The 18342-nt window shown below is 43.2% G+C and carries 5 protein-coding genes; all 5 read left to right on the forward strand.

Features of this window, described 5'->3' with window-relative positions; all coding sequences use genetic code 11:
- Positions 1–4 precede the first annotated feature (4 nt).
- The 5 genes from J7I42_RS27185 to J7I42_RS27205 are packed head-to-tail and all read left to right on the forward strand — an operon-like array spanning position 5 to position 18342.
- Positions 5–1099 (forward strand): hypothetical protein, encoded by a 1095-nt coding sequence (locus tag J7I42_RS27185; protein ID WP_209142138.1) that lies wholly within the window; start codon positions 5–7, stop codon positions 1097–1099.
- Between the two features lie 15 nt (positions 1100–1114).
- The gene (locus J7I42_RS27190) at positions 1115–1603 is read left to right on the forward strand and encodes a DUF4352 domain-containing protein (protein WP_209142140.1); all 489 of its coding nucleotides are present in this window, start codon (positions 1115–1117) and stop codon (positions 1601–1603) included.
- Between the two features lie 10 nt (positions 1604–1613).
- Positions 1614–8270, forward strand: coding sequence for a hypothetical protein (locus J7I42_RS27195; RefSeq protein WP_209142142.1), 6657 nt, complete (start codon positions 1614–1616; stop codon positions 8268–8270).
- Positions 8271–8309: 39 nt separating this feature from the next.
- Positions 8310–9089, forward strand: a complete 780-nt coding sequence (locus J7I42_RS27200; protein WP_209142143.1) for a flagellar basal body-associated FliL family protein — start codon at positions 8310–8312, stop codon at positions 9087–9089.
- A 28-nt stretch (positions 9090–9117) separates the two neighbouring features.
- Positions 9118–18342, forward strand: a complete 9225-nt coding sequence (locus tag J7I42_RS27205; protein ID WP_209142145.1) for an RHS repeat domain-containing protein — start codon at positions 9118–9120, stop codon at positions 18340–18342.

Raw genomic sequence — 18342 nt, forward strand, 5'->3', positions numbered from 1 at the left:
GATTATGAAACTATTCAATATTATTTTAACCGGGTTATTAATTGTTTCTACTGCCGCAACGGGGCAAGTGGTAACTTATTTTCAACCTGAGGTATATGGCAGAACGGTTGATGGCCTGGGCTCTTTCCAGGTGCAGAACCTTACAGGTGCTGCACTAAGGAGTCAGGTAGTAATAACCGTTCAGGAAAATGTAACTAAATCACCGGTTGTTACCATTACCACACCGGTTACCACTATTCAACCGGGAACGAGCAATTTCCCCCGGAATGTTTTTGCAGGCAGTCTGTTCCGCTTTTCCTCTAATGCGTATGCAAACATTACCAATCAAACCAAAAATTTTCCCCCTGGCCAATATACTTTCTGCTATCGACTGGTGAGTGCTGATGATAAGCAGTCAGATGATTATGAAAATTGTTTTGACGCCGAGATCCAGCCATTGGTGCCCATGGCGCTTATATACCCGGCTGATGGCGATAAGATTTGTGAAAAGCGGCCTTTATTGACCTGGCAACCACCCATTCCGTTTAATTCATCTATGCGGTTCAGGTTATTGCTAACGGAAAAGAGAGAAGGGGAAGCAATTGAGAATCTGCTGGTGAATGCCCCTTTGTTATTACTTGACAATATTACTACTACCAGTATAAACTATCCCTCCAGTCATCCGGACCTGCAGGAAGGGAAGACCTACGTATGGCAGGTGATAGCGCATCAGAATAATCTGGTGATCTCCAGGTCAGAGATCTGGGAGTTTACGATACAGTGTACAGAGCCCCATAAACAACTGCCAACAGACAGCTATCGCGAATTAAAGCAAATGGTGAACGGTAATCACTATATAGCCAACCGGGCCTTAAAATTCGCTTTCCAGAATAATTACAACCTCAAACGGTTGACTTATGCTATTTACGATATCGGCAATGGGATGAAAAAACTGAAAGATTGCCCCGAAGTAACATTGAAACAGGGATTAAATGAAGTGGATATTGATCTTACGGAACTGGAGCTGGAACCAGGTAAGCATTATTTGTTGAAAGTGTATCCCTTCAATGAGCCGGATGTGCAATTGCGCTTTATTTACCAGGATAAGGATGTTGAATAAGAAATCAAATTAACAATGACAAAAGAAATCATTTGTGTAACCAGGTTTATGTGCCTGGTGTGTGTGGTCATGTGTTTACAGGCATGCCGGCAATCTGTTGTTATAGCAAGACCAGAAAGGCATTTGGCGGAGTTACATAAGAACGGGGCGGATCTGTATATAGACAGGATTGACAGCCGCCTGGTAATGAAAGCCGATAGTTATGATACCTATGTTGCTTATAAAGTAGATTTCAGGGACAGTGTACAGGGAGATAAAAAGCTAGAACAGGAGCGAAATGTTTACTATGATTACAAGATGGCCAATGATTGGAAAGTTGTAGTTGATAGCGACACTATTTCTCCTGTTTTTTATCAACCCGTGACCGGTCTCAATGCTATGAATAAAGAAGGAGTACTGGTGTTTGAGTTGCCGGTTGGTAAGCATCCTGATGCATTGTTGTATGATGATTCATTTGGCGACTGGCAGAAACAATTTATTGCTTTAAACCCCACTTTAAAATAGGTTAAGAGAAATGCGTAACAGAACTAAAAAATGTACGGCCTGGTTCTTTCTGATCGTTTTCGGAATAGAGACCTTCTTCCCCGGAATGGCGTATGCGTTAACGTCCGGCCCTGCGCAACCGGAGTTGACAAAGTTTGAACCTGCAGGCGTGAATGATATGGTTGATTTGTTTTCCGGAGATTTGAAATATAACATTCCATTGGTTGATGTGGGTGGTTACCCCATCAATTTATCGTATCATTCGGGTGAAGGAATGGAAGATGAAGCTTCATGGGTAGGTTTTGGCTGGACGGTGAACCCGGGGACCATCAACCGGTCTGTACGGGGATTACCCGATGATTTTAAGGGGGATAATATTGAAAAAACATACGATAGGAAAAATTTTCAAAAGATTGGTGGTACGGTAATCTTAAAGCCTTCCATCTTTGCCTGGGAAATTGGTAAGCTCTCTGGAAGTCTCACCTTTAAAGTGGGTGTATATAATGATAATTATTATGGCGCGGGAGCGCTGACCGGATTAAGTGTTAACCAGGACCTGGCGCAAAATAAAAAAACTTCACTTACTGCTGGATTGGATATAGGCCTCGACAGCAGGGGAGGGGCAACCTTTTCTCCTTCTTTGTCCTTAAGCCGGGAACATGATTTTATACAAGGAGAAACCGTAAGAAGTTTATCGGGTTCCCTGGCATATAATACGAGGGCTGGTTTAAAACAAGTAGACCTTGGAGCAACCTGGTCTACACATACAGGCAGTTTGGCCTGGTCTACCTTTAATTTTTCTGCTGTAAAGTATTTTGGTCAAACCTATACACCCACCTTTAATACAAATACGGCTAATGATGGATATACCTTAAACTTTGATCTGGGGCCAAGCCTTTTTGGCGGCTACCTGGGTATAGGCGGCAGCGGTTATTTTTACGAGGAAAGAATATTGCAAAAGAAAGTAAGCGCACCGGCTTATGGCTATATGAATTATTTAGATGGCCGTAAGAACACCAACGCGCTGGTTGATTACAACCGGGAAAATGAAGGCCCCTATGTGCCCGGTTCCCCGGCTATTCCCATACCGGTTCCCACCTTCGATTTGTTTATGGCTACCGGGCAGGCAGGTAGTCAGCAGTTCAGGCCTTTTTTCAATGGCAATTATGTTGTTTTTGATAAGATGCATAGTAACAGAACGGTCAATGCATCTGCAGGAGTTACTATCGGTGTAGGGCTTTATCACAAGAATGGCGGCAGGATCGACTATACCGGTGGTAACGCAAGCACGGGAAAGTGGGTAACCAATAATAATTTTCTGCAAGAAGGAGAACCTGAGTTTGATCAGGTCAATAAACCTGGTACGGAAGCTGTCAATTTTAAGAGCACCGGAGAAATTACCCGCGCTGATAAAGGCTACCGGGATAACATTCAGGAAGAAAAGACCGTTCAGGTAGTAACCAACGGTGCAGGACACTTCTTCACTGGCCCAAAAACCTGGAACGCATTTAAAGTTAAAGATGAGCCGGAAGTTTCAACCGCCAATAAACCCCTGAAAAAAAGTGACCGGGACAGGCGAACAACAGTAATAAGCTATTTAGATGCCGATCAGGCATCGAAATACGGGCTTGATAAACAAATTAATGGAGTAGGCAGAATGACAGATGGCAGACTTCCGCATCATCTGTCTGAAATTACGGTAACGGATAATGGCGGCCAGCGGATGGTCTATGGGATCCCTGTTTATAATAAGACCCAGGTGGATGCCAGTTTTTCAATCGACAAACCCGATGGTGCCAAATTGGAAAGGGCATTAAAAACAGGTCTGATAGAATATACAGCCGGGGTGGATAATTCTACCGGCAATCAAAAAGGGCGCGATAATTTGTTTACGAGGGATGTAGTGCCTGGTTATGCCACTTCGTTCTTACTAACTGGTATTTTATCGCCTGATTATGTTGATGTAAAAGACGATGGTATTACCGACGATGACCTGGGCACTGCCTATAAATTTAATTATACAAAGACCACCGATCCTTCTAAACCTTTCAAATGGCGTGCTCCATATGCGATCAATACCGCCAACTACAACCCCGGATTTGAAAGTGATAAAAAAGATGACAAAGCCAGCTACACCTATGGTGAGAAAGAATTGTGGTACCTGAATAAGGTAGAAAGCAAAACCATGATAGCTGTTTTTGTAACCTCAGACCGTGAAGACGGGTTGGGTGTGCAGAATGAGAATGGTGGAATAAATGGTGATGTAAGACTTAAAAAGCTTGACCGGATAGAATTGTATTCAAAAGCCGACTGGGTGAAAGATGAGACTTTAGATAAAAGAAATGTAATACCTGTTAAAGTAGTTCATTTTGAATACGATTATTCAACGCATCCCAATGTGCCTAATAATACAGGTGCAGCAAAAAATAAAGATGGTGGAACCGACGTGGGTCAAAACGGTGAGCTGAATGTAAATAAGGACAAAGGAAAGCTGACCTTAAAAAAGGTGTATTTTACATTTGGTAAAAACACGAGAGGTCAATCCAATCCGTATGAATTTTCATATGAACAACGGAAAGTATCTGATGTGTTTGGCTCAACCTTTTTAACGCCTCCGGCTACTTACCAGGACCCAGTTAATGTAACATTAAATAACCCTGAAATATCAAATAGTTATACTACCCGCCAGGTGGACCGCTGGGGTACCTACAAACCCAGCTGGTATAATCATTTAACTGGTAATTCGGCTACTAATGGCCAAATGAACAATTCCGAATTTCCTTATACCATCCAGGAAAACAATCAGGGTAATTCGGGTACAGACTATCGTAAGTTGGCGGGCCATTTTGCTTCCATGTGGCAATTGAATAAGATCGTGACCCCGACGGGGAGCACAATAAGCGTAACGTATGAAGCGGATGATTACGGCTTTGTTCAGAACCGGCGGGCTATGCAAATGTGTTTTGTCAAGGGTATTGCTTCTATTGCTAATAACAATACTACTAATAGTACCGGGATGATAGGATCAGATGGGTTTACGGTTGAGTTGCCTAAGGATGTTCAGCAGGCAGATTTTAATAGTAAATACCTGGGGGGGGAAGATGGCCAACCGCTTAAAAATATATATTATAAGATCTATACAGATCTGGATAATACTGGTCATAAAGAGTATGTGCAGGGGTACGCTGAGATCGATTATCCGGCTTGCCGGTGGATCGATGATAAAACCGCCTTTATTGCGGTAAAAAAGATCGATCAGGTTAACCCGGTAACAAGAGCGGCCTGGCAAATGCTGAAAGCTGATCTGCCCCAGTTTGCCTATGATAATTATGATAATTCAGATGTTTCATTTGGTAAGGGCGCAATAAAGGCACTGGTACAATCCCTTGTAAATGCGAAAGAGTTTTTCAGGGGATATGAGAACAGGGCAAAACATAGAAGTTACGGCGACAGGATCGAATTGTCAAAAAGCATGATCCGCCTGTACAATCCCGATCAAAAGAAAATGGGCGGCGGCGCCCGGGTAAAAAAATTGACGATTGAAGATGCATGGCACGATATGTCGCATAGCTCCGGGAAAACGGCTATGTACGGGCAGGAGTATAATTACGCTATAAAAAAGACAAATGGGGAGGAGATCTCCTCCGGGGTGGCGGCTTATGAACCACAAATTGGTAATGAAGAAAACCCCTTACATCAACCCATACCCTATACCGAAAAAGTAAATTGGGCGCCTGATAAATACCATTTTACTGAATTGCCTTTCTGTGAAACCTTTTTTCCGCCGGCTTCCGTAGGCTATAGTAAGGTGACGGTTACCAATTTTGGCGACACCTATGCGCAACAGGGCGGGCTATTGGAAAAGCACACCGGTTATATTGAAAATGAATTTTATACAGCAAAAGATTTTCCTACTTACGTAGATTACATGCCCCTACAAGCTACTGAGTATGAAAACAACATGCTCCTGAAATTATTTGCCTTCACTTATATAAAAAGGGTAACCACTTCCCAGGGTTTTAAAATAGAATTGAATGATATGCATGGGAAGCCCAAATCGGTTAAAATCTTTAATAAAGGAGGCGATGAGATCTCTTCTACGGAAACGTTCTATAACGTGGATGATGATAAGGCGGCAGAAAAGCATTTGAATAACACGGTTGATATTGTAGAGGGAAATACCGGTGGCAAAATTGAGACCGCAGTAATGGGAACAGACATCGATCTTGCAACAGATGTGCGTGAAAGTGAGAATGGGACCTTGGGTGCTGGTATTGGCGCTTACTATGGCGCTATGCCATTTTTTCCTCCATTTATCCCTTATTTACCGTATGCGGCGGTTAACTATAGCGCTAATTATTCTAGAACCACTTACCATTCTGTTTCATTAGTGAAGGTTGTTCAAAAGTATGGTATAGTTAAAATGGTGCGTACAACAAAAAACGGTTCCTCCATCGAAGCTGAAAATTTATTATGGGATGGAGAAACGGGAGCTGTTTTGTTAACCAGGACACAGAACGAGTTCAATGATAATATTTATTCTTTTACTTATCCTGCTTATTGGGCGGAAGGCCAGGAAGGCATGGGCGGGGCGTACAAAAACAGCGGCGCCCTGCTACTCAATGTAGCCATGCAGTCGCCGAATATTATACCGGATCAATATAAAAACGTTGTCTTTCCCGGTGATGAGTTGATCAGTACCGCACATAAAGGATGGGTTATACAAACTAATGATGGCCAACTGCGGTTTATTGACAGGGCGGGTAATCCATTATTAGGAAGTGGTAACTATGTGGTAGCCCGCTCAGGCCGGAGGAACCAAACTTCCGTCAGTGCCGGTAATATAGTTTGTTTAAACAATCCGGTTATTGGATCGGGCGACAACAGGCGATTGCAATTTACTGTGGGTAATAAAGTACTGGATGCAAAAGCGGTGTTGTATGGTAATGAATGGGGGATGCCCGTAGCCAATAAATTAGAGACTGTTACAACCTGCAAGCGTTTCAACGGATACAATTCAAATAATACAAATACCAAACTTGAATATCATAATAGGTGTGATGACTTTAGCGCATATTTAGTAATTAATCAACCCCCTCCAACACCGGTAATAATCAACCGAAGTTCTATAAACTTCCTTTCATTGACAGATATCCCAGCCGGTGCAACCATCGTGTCAGCAAAGGTGAAGCTTTATCCAAAAACTACTAGCGGTGCAGCCACCTCGCTTATTTCCAGGATAAAGACCCCTTTTTATTGTGGTATGCCAGGACTTACCTGGGAGGGGCCTCAGATCTCAACTGCTAACCAGGTACAGTTACCGGCTTTTCCTTTCGTTACAGCTCCATATGAATTTGACGTAACGGCGATGTTGAATGATTGGTATACTTTACAGGATAATCCTCAATTTGGAATTGGTATAAGGCTGGTAGATGAAAGTCCCACAAGCGATAAATTTGCCCAATTTCGTGGCCCTTTTACCGGGCAGGGACCTTCACTGGAAATATGTTATCAGTATAATGGATGTTTTGATCCGGTCAATAAGAACATCAATCCCTATGTGCAGGGTCTTTTAGGTAACTGGCGGCCAAGGCAAAATTTTTCTTTTGTGGTTGACCGCGAGCAAAAGCCTGGGGTGTCAACACAACCTGATGGAACTAATATTCGCAAAAATGGCGCTTATGTTACCTTCAATCCATTCTGGGAGTTCAGGCCATTGGGCGGTTTATACAGCAACGTACAGCCTGAAAGATCGTTGACAGCAGAACGATGGGTATGGGCGGCCAAATCAGTTTACTATGATCAAAAGGGAAATGAAATAGAAAGTGTAACGCCCCTGAACCGCGACCGGAATGGTGAGATAGATGTTTCTAACAATGGGTTGCGGTATAGTTCGGCTTTATTTGGTTATCGGGAGTCTGCAGCCATTGCAGTAGCAGCCAATGCGCGTCATAACGAAATAGCGTTCGACGGATTCGAGGATTATAATTTCTCGCTACAGACGGTAAACCCAGTCGAAAGCTGTCCTATGAAACGTCATTTCGATTGGGGAGATATTTCACTAACAAATACTAATTCAGGTAACTGTTTAAATACGCAGTTTGTACATAGCGGTAAATACAGCATGAAGCTGAATAGCGTGCTTGTTTCCAAACCGGCCGGGAATGCGGCCCCGCCTGCCACTATTCTTTCTTATGATAACGCGTTGGGTGCCGCCAAACTAGCATCAAATGAACTGGCTACTGGTTTTTCACCTATTGCCGGAAAAAAATACCTGTTAAGTCTGTGGGTGTATGATAATAAGCCCGCGACCAATAAGATTGACGGGTTATCAGTAAAAATAAATAACCAGGCGCAGGACCTCACGAATACGATCGTACCGGTAGTAGAAAAATGGAAGCGGTTGGAATTGGTATTTACAGCAGGTACCAATTTTAATCTCCAGTTGTCAAAGTCAGGAGCTGGCGAGGTTTATATCGATGATGTACGCATCCTGCCTTATGACGGCCACCTGAATTCATATGTATATGATGACCGCACCATGCGGTTGATGGGCCAGCTGGATGAAAATAATTTTGCCACATTTTATGAATATGATGATGAGGGTACGCTCATTCGGGTAAAGAAAGAAACAGAGCGTGGTATAATGACGTTGAAGGAAAACAGGCAATCATTCAGACAGCGGTAATAAAAAATAAATTATTCCGGAAGTGTAACAGTTTTTAATATGATGAAAAGAAAAATAATTCTGATTATAGGATCAATAGTACTGCTTTCCGCAGCGGCAATAGCAGGCAACTGGGCAGGGTGGTTTACGAAGACGGTCACAAATACTGAACTGCCAGATGCAAAGGAGGAATATAAGCGGATCGCCGAACGGCTTAAGAACGATACGGCCGTTAATATAGAAGGATTGATCACTTTGTATGATGGGGAAAAACCCGGTGTAATAAAGGAAAAAACAACTTACCGGTTGATTAAACACCAGGACCAGTATTATTCACAATTTGGTTTGCTGCAGTCATTTTGTAATGGCAGCATGGTAGTGCAACTCGATACGACGAACCGGGTGATCGTGGTCGCTGATGCAAATGACGGGAGTGGAAAACGAAAAAAGAGCATGCAGCCATCTCTCGACGTTTTATTTGATGAGAAAGCAGATTTTAAGATCACCGGCCAGATTGTTCAGAATGGTAACAATGAACGTACTATTTCATTTCAGGACGAATTCAGACCGGAGATAAGATCGTATGCACTCACGTACGATCCTGCAACCTACCAGGTAAATCGGGCAACGATCCAATGGTGGAAGGATGGCGGCGCTTTTAAAGAATCAGTTGATACCAGCCGCATATGGATCAGCCAGATAGATTACCGGCGGTTAACCCTGGTTGATATGAATATCAATGAAGAGATCAATAAAATAATTACCATAAAAAAGGATCAGGTCCTACCTGCATTGCAATTCCAAGACTATCAATTGCATGTAGCTAATCCTGAACAGTAAGACTTTCTTTATGACGGTAAAACACTTTATGAAAAGACTCCTGGTATTGGTTATCCTGGTTTGCTTTCCGGTTTCTATGTTGCTGGCGGCCAGTGAATCCTATATTAAAATATTGTCTGGAAAATTAAAGCAGGGAGATGTTTGCGAGGTAATAGATGACAAGTTTAGGGACCTGTCGCTTGCCGACTGGAATAATATCCAGCACCTGTCTGTTGATAATATCCTTTCTTTTGAATTGCTGTTTGATACCCCGGAATATTTCCAGGACAGGACTTTTACCTGTACGTTAAATGTATCAATAAAGTATTTCACCAGCCGTGACCAGGTTGTGCCGGATGAAATTAACAATGTAGACCTGGTAGTTAAGTACCAAAAGGGTAATAACGCAGTGTATCCGGCAACTGCTTATTATAAATTTAAGAATGCATTTAAGGTTACTGTTACAGTAAATTCAATCACTTCCCCGGAGTGGGGTAGTGCACTCCCTGGTGTTTTCAGGCTAAAGAACCAGATCCTGGTTGAAAGGAAGTACCCGTTCAGGGGGAGTGTTACCGGCCCATTGACTACTAATTTGCAAAATAGTAATGGAAATAGTAACCAATTGTCCGTGTCCTGGAATACAACGCAATGGGGTGATCCGGAAGAATACGATGTTGAATGGACCTTTATCGATGCACAGAGCGATAATGGAAAAGAGATTGTAAATACATATGGAAGTGGCCAAACCTTACCGGAATCCAAAGCTACTGAGTGGATGGTAAATAATAGTTCGAGGGTTACCGTTACCACGCCCACTTACACTATCAATTTGCCATATCCTAATGGATACATCCTGGTGCGGGTGCGGGGTGCTTCGTACCAGGCAGGTACCAATTTGCGATTGCTTGGCGATTGGAGTTATAGTAGCGGCCCGGGCGGAATGGCTGTGTGTGAACCGGTAACGGCGCATGAAGCAAGTATGAACTATCAATATACTGCTGCCTTTGCTGAAGAGGGAAAACGCAAAGAAGTGATCACCTATTATGATGCTACCTTGCGCAACAGGCAGGCAGTGACATTGAATAACAGCGATCTTACGCTTATCCCCAATAGTACAGCCGACGAGCGGCAGGAAACAGCTGTTGTCGCGGAATCTATTTATGACGAGATGGGACGGTCTGCGGTTAGTGTATTACCCGCGCCAACCAACAGCAAAAGTTTAAACTACTACGAAAAGTTCAATGTAAATAACAGTGGGGAACCGTTTAGTCACAAGGATATTAAGTTGCGGGATAATTGTAATATAGATGAACCCGGCATGGATCCCAATTTTGGTGCCTCTAAGTATTTTTCGGCTAATAACCCTTTTAAAGCCGACGATCATTTCTATTTTACAAAATATGTACCCGATGCACAAGAGCATCCTTATGCATTGACGGAATACATGCCTGATAATACAGGGCTGGTTCGCCGTCAGGGCGGAGTGGGTAATGGGTTTACAATTGGCAGTGGCAAGGCTACCCAATATTTTTATGGAAAGCCATTGCAAAAAGAGCTGGACCGGTTATTCGGCTCAGAGGCGGGTGATTTTTCACATTACCTGAAAAACATGGTAATAGATCCCAATGGCCAGATAAGCGTTAGTTATATAGATGCCAACGGAAGAACCGTGGCCACAGCGCTGGCCGGTGGATCACCCGATAAATTAGATGAGTTGCCATCTGCGGCTGCCGCTAAAACTGGATCAGAAGCGAGCATACCTTTCAACGAAGACCTGATTGCTCCCAATGATCTTAAAAGAGATGCCAGTGCCTTGTCAATGAGCTCTTCTGCCACTTTTATGGCATCAACAAAGGGGATATTTACCGTACATTATTCAGTGAACCCGGCTGCTTTAACCACTACGCATAGCCAGGGCCAGTTTTGCAGTAATTGTTATTATGAAGTGTTGGTAGAGGCGCGGAATAGTTGTGGTGCACCCTATGGTTCCACCACCAGTGCACCGTTTACCTTAAATGACGTTGCATGCAATCCCAATGCTGCCCCTTATACCGGAAAGCTGGATATTAGGGTCGATGAGTTGGGGTCATACAATGTTACCTATACCTTGCGGTTGAGCGAGCAGGCGATCAACTACCAAACGCAATATTATCTTGACCACAACAGCGATCTGAAAAAGCTGCAGGCTTTTTTTGAAGAGAAGCTGAAAGAGATAGATCTGGCAGGTTGTTATAGTTCCTGTGAATCTTGCAAAACATTGGGTAATACCCCAGCTGCCTTCCGGCAAAAAGTGCTTGACCTGCTGGCAACTGACAAGTTTACGGGTATTCAGGCCAGTAGTGAAATAAATACCTGGATCGATAATACCTGGAACGATTTAAAAGCAAAATGTAATAGTTTATCCTGTAATAGTTTGACCAACGCTACTTCAGCCTGTGAGGATTACCTGGCCAGGATGAAAACAGATGTAGTGCCAGGAGGCCAGTATGCGTTAATAAATTATGATGAAACCCAGGGAATTTATAGTTATAAAGAGAGGGGAATAAACGTATTGCGTTTTTATAACGACGGCAGCAATCAGGATATCTGTAACACAAATTATGTGGACGCAAACGGGAATACGGTAAATATAAGGGATTTGTCGGAGTCGGATTTTATCAAGGCATATATAGACCATCCTGAATGGGCAGATAAGTTTGTTAAAAAACACGTGGAGTATTGTAGTTATGTGTTCTGTAAAGATCAGAATTATTCGCCCGTTAGTAATAATAATGAAGCCAGCTACAATTTTGATAAAACGTTACGTGACATGGTCAATACGGGTGATGAAGCTGTCAGCAGAGGTTTTTATACCCGGTCGAACATGAATGCGCTGCTGAATGTCGATCCTTTCTTTAATGGAGGTCGCGGCAGCAGCATGAAAACATCCATGAGTAACGATCTGATAAATCTTTCTAAGGTAATTGGTTTTAATGTTTCGGGAAAGCCTGTTAAAGATATCTTTCAATTTGTTGATTGGATGTTGTATTGCAAACCTGTAACAAACACGAACGATCCTGACATCTTCATGAATACCTGGTCATCCTGTGCGGTAGATCCCACCTGCCGTTCTACATCGATGGAATGGGAGTTATACAGGAATTATTATTTGCAATTGAAAAGTAAATATGTTCGCCAGGTAAAATCAACATCAGATCAGTCATGCAAAAATTGTTTTATTGGAAATGAGGCAGCTACTGTAGCTTGTAATACCCCACCGCTAACCTGTCCTTCACCTGCTGAGTTTACTGCGGAGAGAAGAAATTACAGAGATTTTTGGGATGATATTTATGTTGATATGCTGTATTATTACCAGGATTTTTATATTGTACATCCCGGTGGGCCAGTAAACAGGGATGTAACGTTAAAGGTTAGAAGGAATTATGGTCCTGAAACAAATTTCGCATATGACTATATCTGGGTAACTATCCCTGCAGGCAAATCGGAGGTAATGGCAGGTTTTGAGGTTACCTGTACAAGCGCCCGTATTACGTGCCATTCCAACAGCTTTACATACATGGAAGAATTAACCTGCCCGGATGTTCCTGTTCCAATAGAATCAAGCTGTCCCAATGATCCTTTGCATGCAGCTTACCAGGAAAAATCACGGATATTTAATGAGTATGTAAACCTGGAGGGTATAATAAACTGCCTGAATTCTGGTACTAATCCGCTTCCTTCTGATGCGCAAAACATCGATAGGTATCGTGCCGAGGTCTTGAGTAGTATTGACGAAGAAAAGGCGTTATGGATTAATCAATTAACAGCGGTACGGAATGAAGAGCCAGCGTTCAGCAGCGTTTCCCCTAACACCATTTTGTTATTAGCTGAAGATCTAAAACAAGTAGCAATAACCAATGTTCAAAATGCAACTACCCCCGAAACCATCCGGATTGCAAGTTCGATAGCCAATGGCGGCGCCACTGCAAAAGGGTTTCACAATTTTGCTGAAGTATTTAGTTATTATATTAGTTCCTCGGTTATTCAACAAGGCTTTAGTGCGGATCTGTTGGAAAGACCTTATCCGCATGATAAAACGCCAATTGACGTTAATCCTTCTTCGGGACAGATAACCAGCGATATCTGCGCTAATCTGAGCTTATTAAAAAGCAGGTACAGCGCTTCCGGGTTTGGAGGCAGTTTTTATGAGTACCTGAAACAGGAGTTGGAGGATGATATGCAGCTTACCAGTGACCAGTTGCTTGACCTGGAAGCTAAATGTGCGGCTGGTTGCAGATATATGAAAGACCCGGTGTTATTCCCTGTTGCTTTGACCACGCCTGTTTCTGCTAATAGCGATCATCCGTTTATAAACTGCAGCAGAATGGCTGGTCTGCAGAGTCAGTTTAACGCTGCGTATCCCGGTGTGAATGTGAACAGTAAGCTGTATTATCTTTTGTTTACTAACTTCTGTAATCATAAACTGGGCTATTCATTGGGCTATACTGAATATGAAGCATTTTCTCAAAAATGCGGTAGCAACAGTACAGCAGTATTATATAACAAGCCGGCGCAATCTGCCATACCTGTTGATGAATTTGCCTGCGAACGAAATGCTATAATGGGAGCTTATGAAAGTGCAGGCCAGGTATATGAAATGTACATTGCAGTAGAACGCCAGCGATTCAGGAACAGGTATATTTCCAAATGCCTTGCAACGCAAGCCAATGCATCCATTGAAGGGAAACAGTATGAATATCATTTCACGCTGTATTATTATGACCAAAGTGGTAACCTGGTAAAAACCATTCCGCCTGAAGGCGTACGGTTGTTAACAGAGGAACAGTTGGCACAGCTTAAATATATGCGTGCTACAGGGTATGCCCTGTGCGGTAATGACGGCATTACCAAAGAAACGGATAAGAATATTGTATTAAATACACTGAGCTCCAATTTTACGACTGCAAAGTCATTGGAGTTGTGGTTAAATAATATGGATGCCATTGCCGGTGGCCAGGTGCGGTTTATAACACCAGACCATAAATACATGTACCAGGCTGCTATAGCCAATAAGAAGTTGTGGGTGGAATTATACACATTGCAACCGGGTACAGCCGGAGATATCGCCATTACTCAAAGTAACCAGCTGGTGGCCGATATAAGTTCGTTTACCATTCAGGAATGGTCGCATGTGGTTATACAATCGAATAACCTTACGAGTGATCCCTGGGATGCATATTTAAATGGTGTTAAATTGACAATGAATACGGGTGCCAATATGCCGGGTTATCCATTTGATTGGTCAATTACAGCCGGTTATACCCTTCCTGATGAGGTGATGGGGCCTGTAAAACATGTAAGGTTATACAGCCAGTTGTTGGGAAGCACCCAAATAACAGAGAATTATTCCAATCTTTGTTTTTCCATTGCCAGCTCGTTACAGGGGCAAGGGTCGCCCTTGTTAATTTGGGGGAATTTTGATAACGGCATCCATAGCCAGCCAATAACTGAAACTGCTTCTGTTTCAAATCCTGGCGCTTTGCAGGTAAATGCCAATCTGAATATGGAGCAATCCTATCTCCCTAGTGTCGTTAATACATTTACGGTAGAGTTTTGGGTAAATCCGCAGGGAACGCATGAAATTGATGCGGAGGATATCGTTGGTACACAGGGTTGTATTGATCAAAAATATGCAATCTATCCGAGCTATGGAGGCAGTAGCAGTTCAGGTAATGCCTGTATGGGCGTTTCGGTAGGTACGAACGGCGTGAGTGTATATGAACATGCAGACGGGTATATGCCGCCATTACTGGCATGGGCGGGTACGGTTAAAGGCTGGACGCATGTAGCAGTAGTATATAATAATAAAGTTCCTTCTTTATACATTAACGGACGGTTTGTAAAAACCGGTCTTACGTCAACTAAGCAAACGATAAGCCCCAGTTATAATTTTGTCGGCGGCGGTTGGGGTTATATGCCCGGTGGGATCGATGAAGTACGCATTTGGAATATGGCCCGCACCGAGCAGCAGATAATGGACAATTACGTTAAGGGAATTGCTGATCCTGCATCTGCAACGGCGCTGGCAGGGTATTGGCCGATGGACCCTGAAAATGGCAGCGTGTTGGCTGATCTAAGCAGCAGTAATCATAACGTTGCACTACCGGGTTCAGGCTATAGCTGGATAACGGAAGGCGGTAACACTGCTAAAGTAGAAGGTGCAGTAGCGGCAGGTAGTTTTATTGTGCCCCAACATGGGATGGCGACAACGTATATGCACAACAGCCTCAACCAGGTAGTGAAGCAGGTGTCGCCGGATGGTGGTACGGCCCGTTTCTGGTACGATCGGCTAGGTAAGTTGACGGCTTCACAAAATGCGGAGCAATTACAGCCCCTGGCGCCAGGCGCAAGCAGCAACCGGTACAGTTATACGAAGTATGATGCATTTGACCGGATAGTGGAACTGGGAGAGAAAACAAATACCGGTGTAGAAATAAATGAAACAGTTGCCCGTAATAATGCCACCCTGCAGAACTGGATGCAAAGCGGCCAGAATGGACAGATAACCCAAACCATTTATGATGAAGCGCCGTCCTATGCGCCTGGTTTGCTGACCAATTTACGAAAACGAGTGGCCGCTAGTATTGTACTTTCTGGCGCTATCGGTTCACAACGTACAGCGGCAACTTATTATTCCTATGACATCAGCGGAAATGCAAAAACCCTGTACCAGGAAAATAGCAAATTGTTGGAGTTTGATGCATTGACCGGCCTGAAACGGATCGATTATGATTACGATCTGATCAGTGGAAAAGTAAATAAAGTGAAATACCAGGAAGGGAAAGGCGATCAGTTCTATTATAGATACCGGTATGATGCAGATAACCGGGTAGTGGACGCCACTACCAGCCGGGATGGTTTGATCTGGAATACGGAAGCCAGGTATCGTTATTACCTGCATGGACCATTGGCCAGAACGGAGTTGGGAAATATCCAGGTCCAAGGGCTTGACTATGCTTATACATTACAGGGCTGGATGAAAGGGATCAACAGCCAGCAACTGGATGCCAGTAAGGATATGAACCAGGATGGTTTAGCCGGAACAACATTCCAGTACGTTGCACGGGATGTAATGGGCTTTAGCCTGGGTTATTATAATGGCGATTACCAGCCAATAGAAAGCGGTGCACCTGCTTTTGGGATGAGCTACCAACCGTTAGGGACTGCAGTAAGCGGAACTGATCTGTTTAATGGAAATATCAGCAATGCCACGCTGGCCATTAATAAATTCGATAATGGCGCAGTAAAAGGGTATAGCTATCGGTATGACCAGGTAGACAGGTTAAAACAAATGCGGATGCATAACCTGGCTGCCGGTGGTTCTAACTGGAACATCAACAGCGGCGTTATGCAGGATTACCAGGAAGACATTACATACGATGGCAACGGGAATATTTTTACCTACAAACGGAATGGTAATATTGCCGGCAACTATCCCATGGATGATCTTACGTATCGGTATAACCTGAATAGCGATGGGAAGCTGGTGAACAATAAACTTCGGAGTGTAAAAGATGATGCATTAGACGGAGCTTATGGAACAGATATTAAGACCCAGCCAAACCTGGATAATTACAGATATGATCAGATTGGTAATCTGATCAAAGATGAGAAAGAGGGAATTGACCCAATATCCTGGACGGTATATGGTAAAATAAGCCAGCTTACAAAAAATGGACAGAATATTCAGTATGCTTATGATGCAGCCGGCAACCGGATAAGTAAATTAGTAACTGGTTCCGGTAACAACATCTTGTATACCTTCTATGTGCGGGATCCGCAAGGCAATGTATTAGGGGTTTATACAAGAAATGCATCCCTTATTCCCTCACCAGATGATAAAACAAAGTGGACAGAACAACACCTGTATGGAAGCAGCAGGTTAGGTATTTGGCAACCCAATATGGAGGTTGCCACCACCTGGCAGCCGCCTGGAGAAGGGAATGGACAATTAAATTTAGGTGAAAGGGCATATGAGTTGTGTAATCACTTGGGCAACGTACTGGCGACCATTAGCGATGATAAAACCGGAATTGATGATGATAATAATAAAATGGTCGATTACTACACTGCCAATGTATTAACGGCCAGTGACTATTATCCTTTTGGGATGCGAATGCCGGGCCGTATCTTTAACAGTGGAAATTACCGGTATGGGTTTAATGGCAAGGAAAATGATAATGAGGCAAAAGGGGAGGGGAATCAGCTGGATTATGGCATGAGGATTTATGATCCGAGAATTGGAAGATTCCTTTCTGTAGATCCACTAACAAGAAGTTATCCTTGGTATACGCCCTATCAATTTGCGGGTAATAAACCTATTTGGGCCATAGATTTAGACGGCTTAGAAGAATTAACGACTCAGCAATTAGAACAAGCGAAAAGAGAGAATAACGCCAGGTTGGAAACCATAAAGTCAAATGCTCGTCTTTATGGAATTTCTTTACGCGGTTCAAGTGATGCCATTTATAACGCTAATACTTTGGGTATTTCAGATTGGACGGGTGCCACAGATAATTTAGAGGAATATTCCGATGTGGAGGAGCAAAAAGCTTATTTAACTGGTAAGATTGCAGGAAATATAATTGTTGGAATACAGAGCACAATAGAAGTAGGCGGAGGGTTAACTGCTTCAAAATATGGATTAAGGACAGCGGCAGTTACTGGTGTTGAAAGTGGCGGATCGGGAGTGCTTGTTGGTGGAGGTATAGCTTTGGGTGGATTGATAGTAGCTGGGCATGGCGCCTTAGTAGGTAAGATCGGGGCAACTGGTTTGGCAGATGCGATAAAAGATCTATATAAAGTAAATGCCAATAGTACCTCGAATGCCTCCGGTCAGCAAGCAAAAAGCGCAAATAATGGTACTACTCCTTCAACAGGAACTGGTGCAAAAGGAACTTATAAGGACGTTGGTGGACATCACGTTCATGCAAAGGCTGGATTTAAAGATAATCTTTCGTATGATAAGAATGTAGGCTTCTCTATAAGTCAGGATTATATGAAGTCTAGAAATTGGGATCACCAACTTATGACCAATAAGCAAAGAGAGTTGTTTAAAGAACTGGCAAATAGCGGAAGAGCTAATACTTTGAAAGAACATAGCAGGATCGCAATAGAGGCTTTAAAGGCTGGTGGTGCTACTGATATGGAAGCCAGGAAGTTGGTAAATGAGTCTTTAAAAAATTTACAATCGCAAGGGGTGACATATCCAACAAACATCCCATGGCATTATTAA

Source organism: Niastella soli (assembly GCF_017742245.1).
GTDB classification, from domain to species: Bacteria; Bacteroidota; Bacteroidia; order Chitinophagales; family Chitinophagaceae; genus Niastella; species Niastella soli.

What these genes read in the sequence shown, in the direction of transcription:
- J7I42_RS27185 (WP_209142138.1), top strand. Translation starts at nt 5, where the DNA reads ATGAAACTATTCAATATTATTTTAACCGGGTTATTAATTGTTTCTACT.
- J7I42_RS27190 (WP_209142140.1), top strand. Translation starts at nt 1,115, where the DNA reads ATGACAAAAGAAATCATTTGTGTAACCAGGTTTATGTGCCTGGTGTGT.
- J7I42_RS27195 (WP_209142142.1), top strand. Translation starts at nt 1,614, where the DNA reads ATGCGTAACAGAACTAAAAAATGTACGGCCTGGTTCTTTCTGATCGTT.
- J7I42_RS27200 (WP_209142143.1), top strand. Translation starts at nt 8,310, where the DNA reads ATGATGAAAAGAAAAATAATTCTGATTATAGGATCAATAGTACTGCTT.
- J7I42_RS27205 (WP_209142145.1), top strand. Translation starts at nt 9,118, where the DNA reads ATGAAAAGACTCCTGGTATTGGTTATCCTGGTTTGCTTTCCGGTTTCT.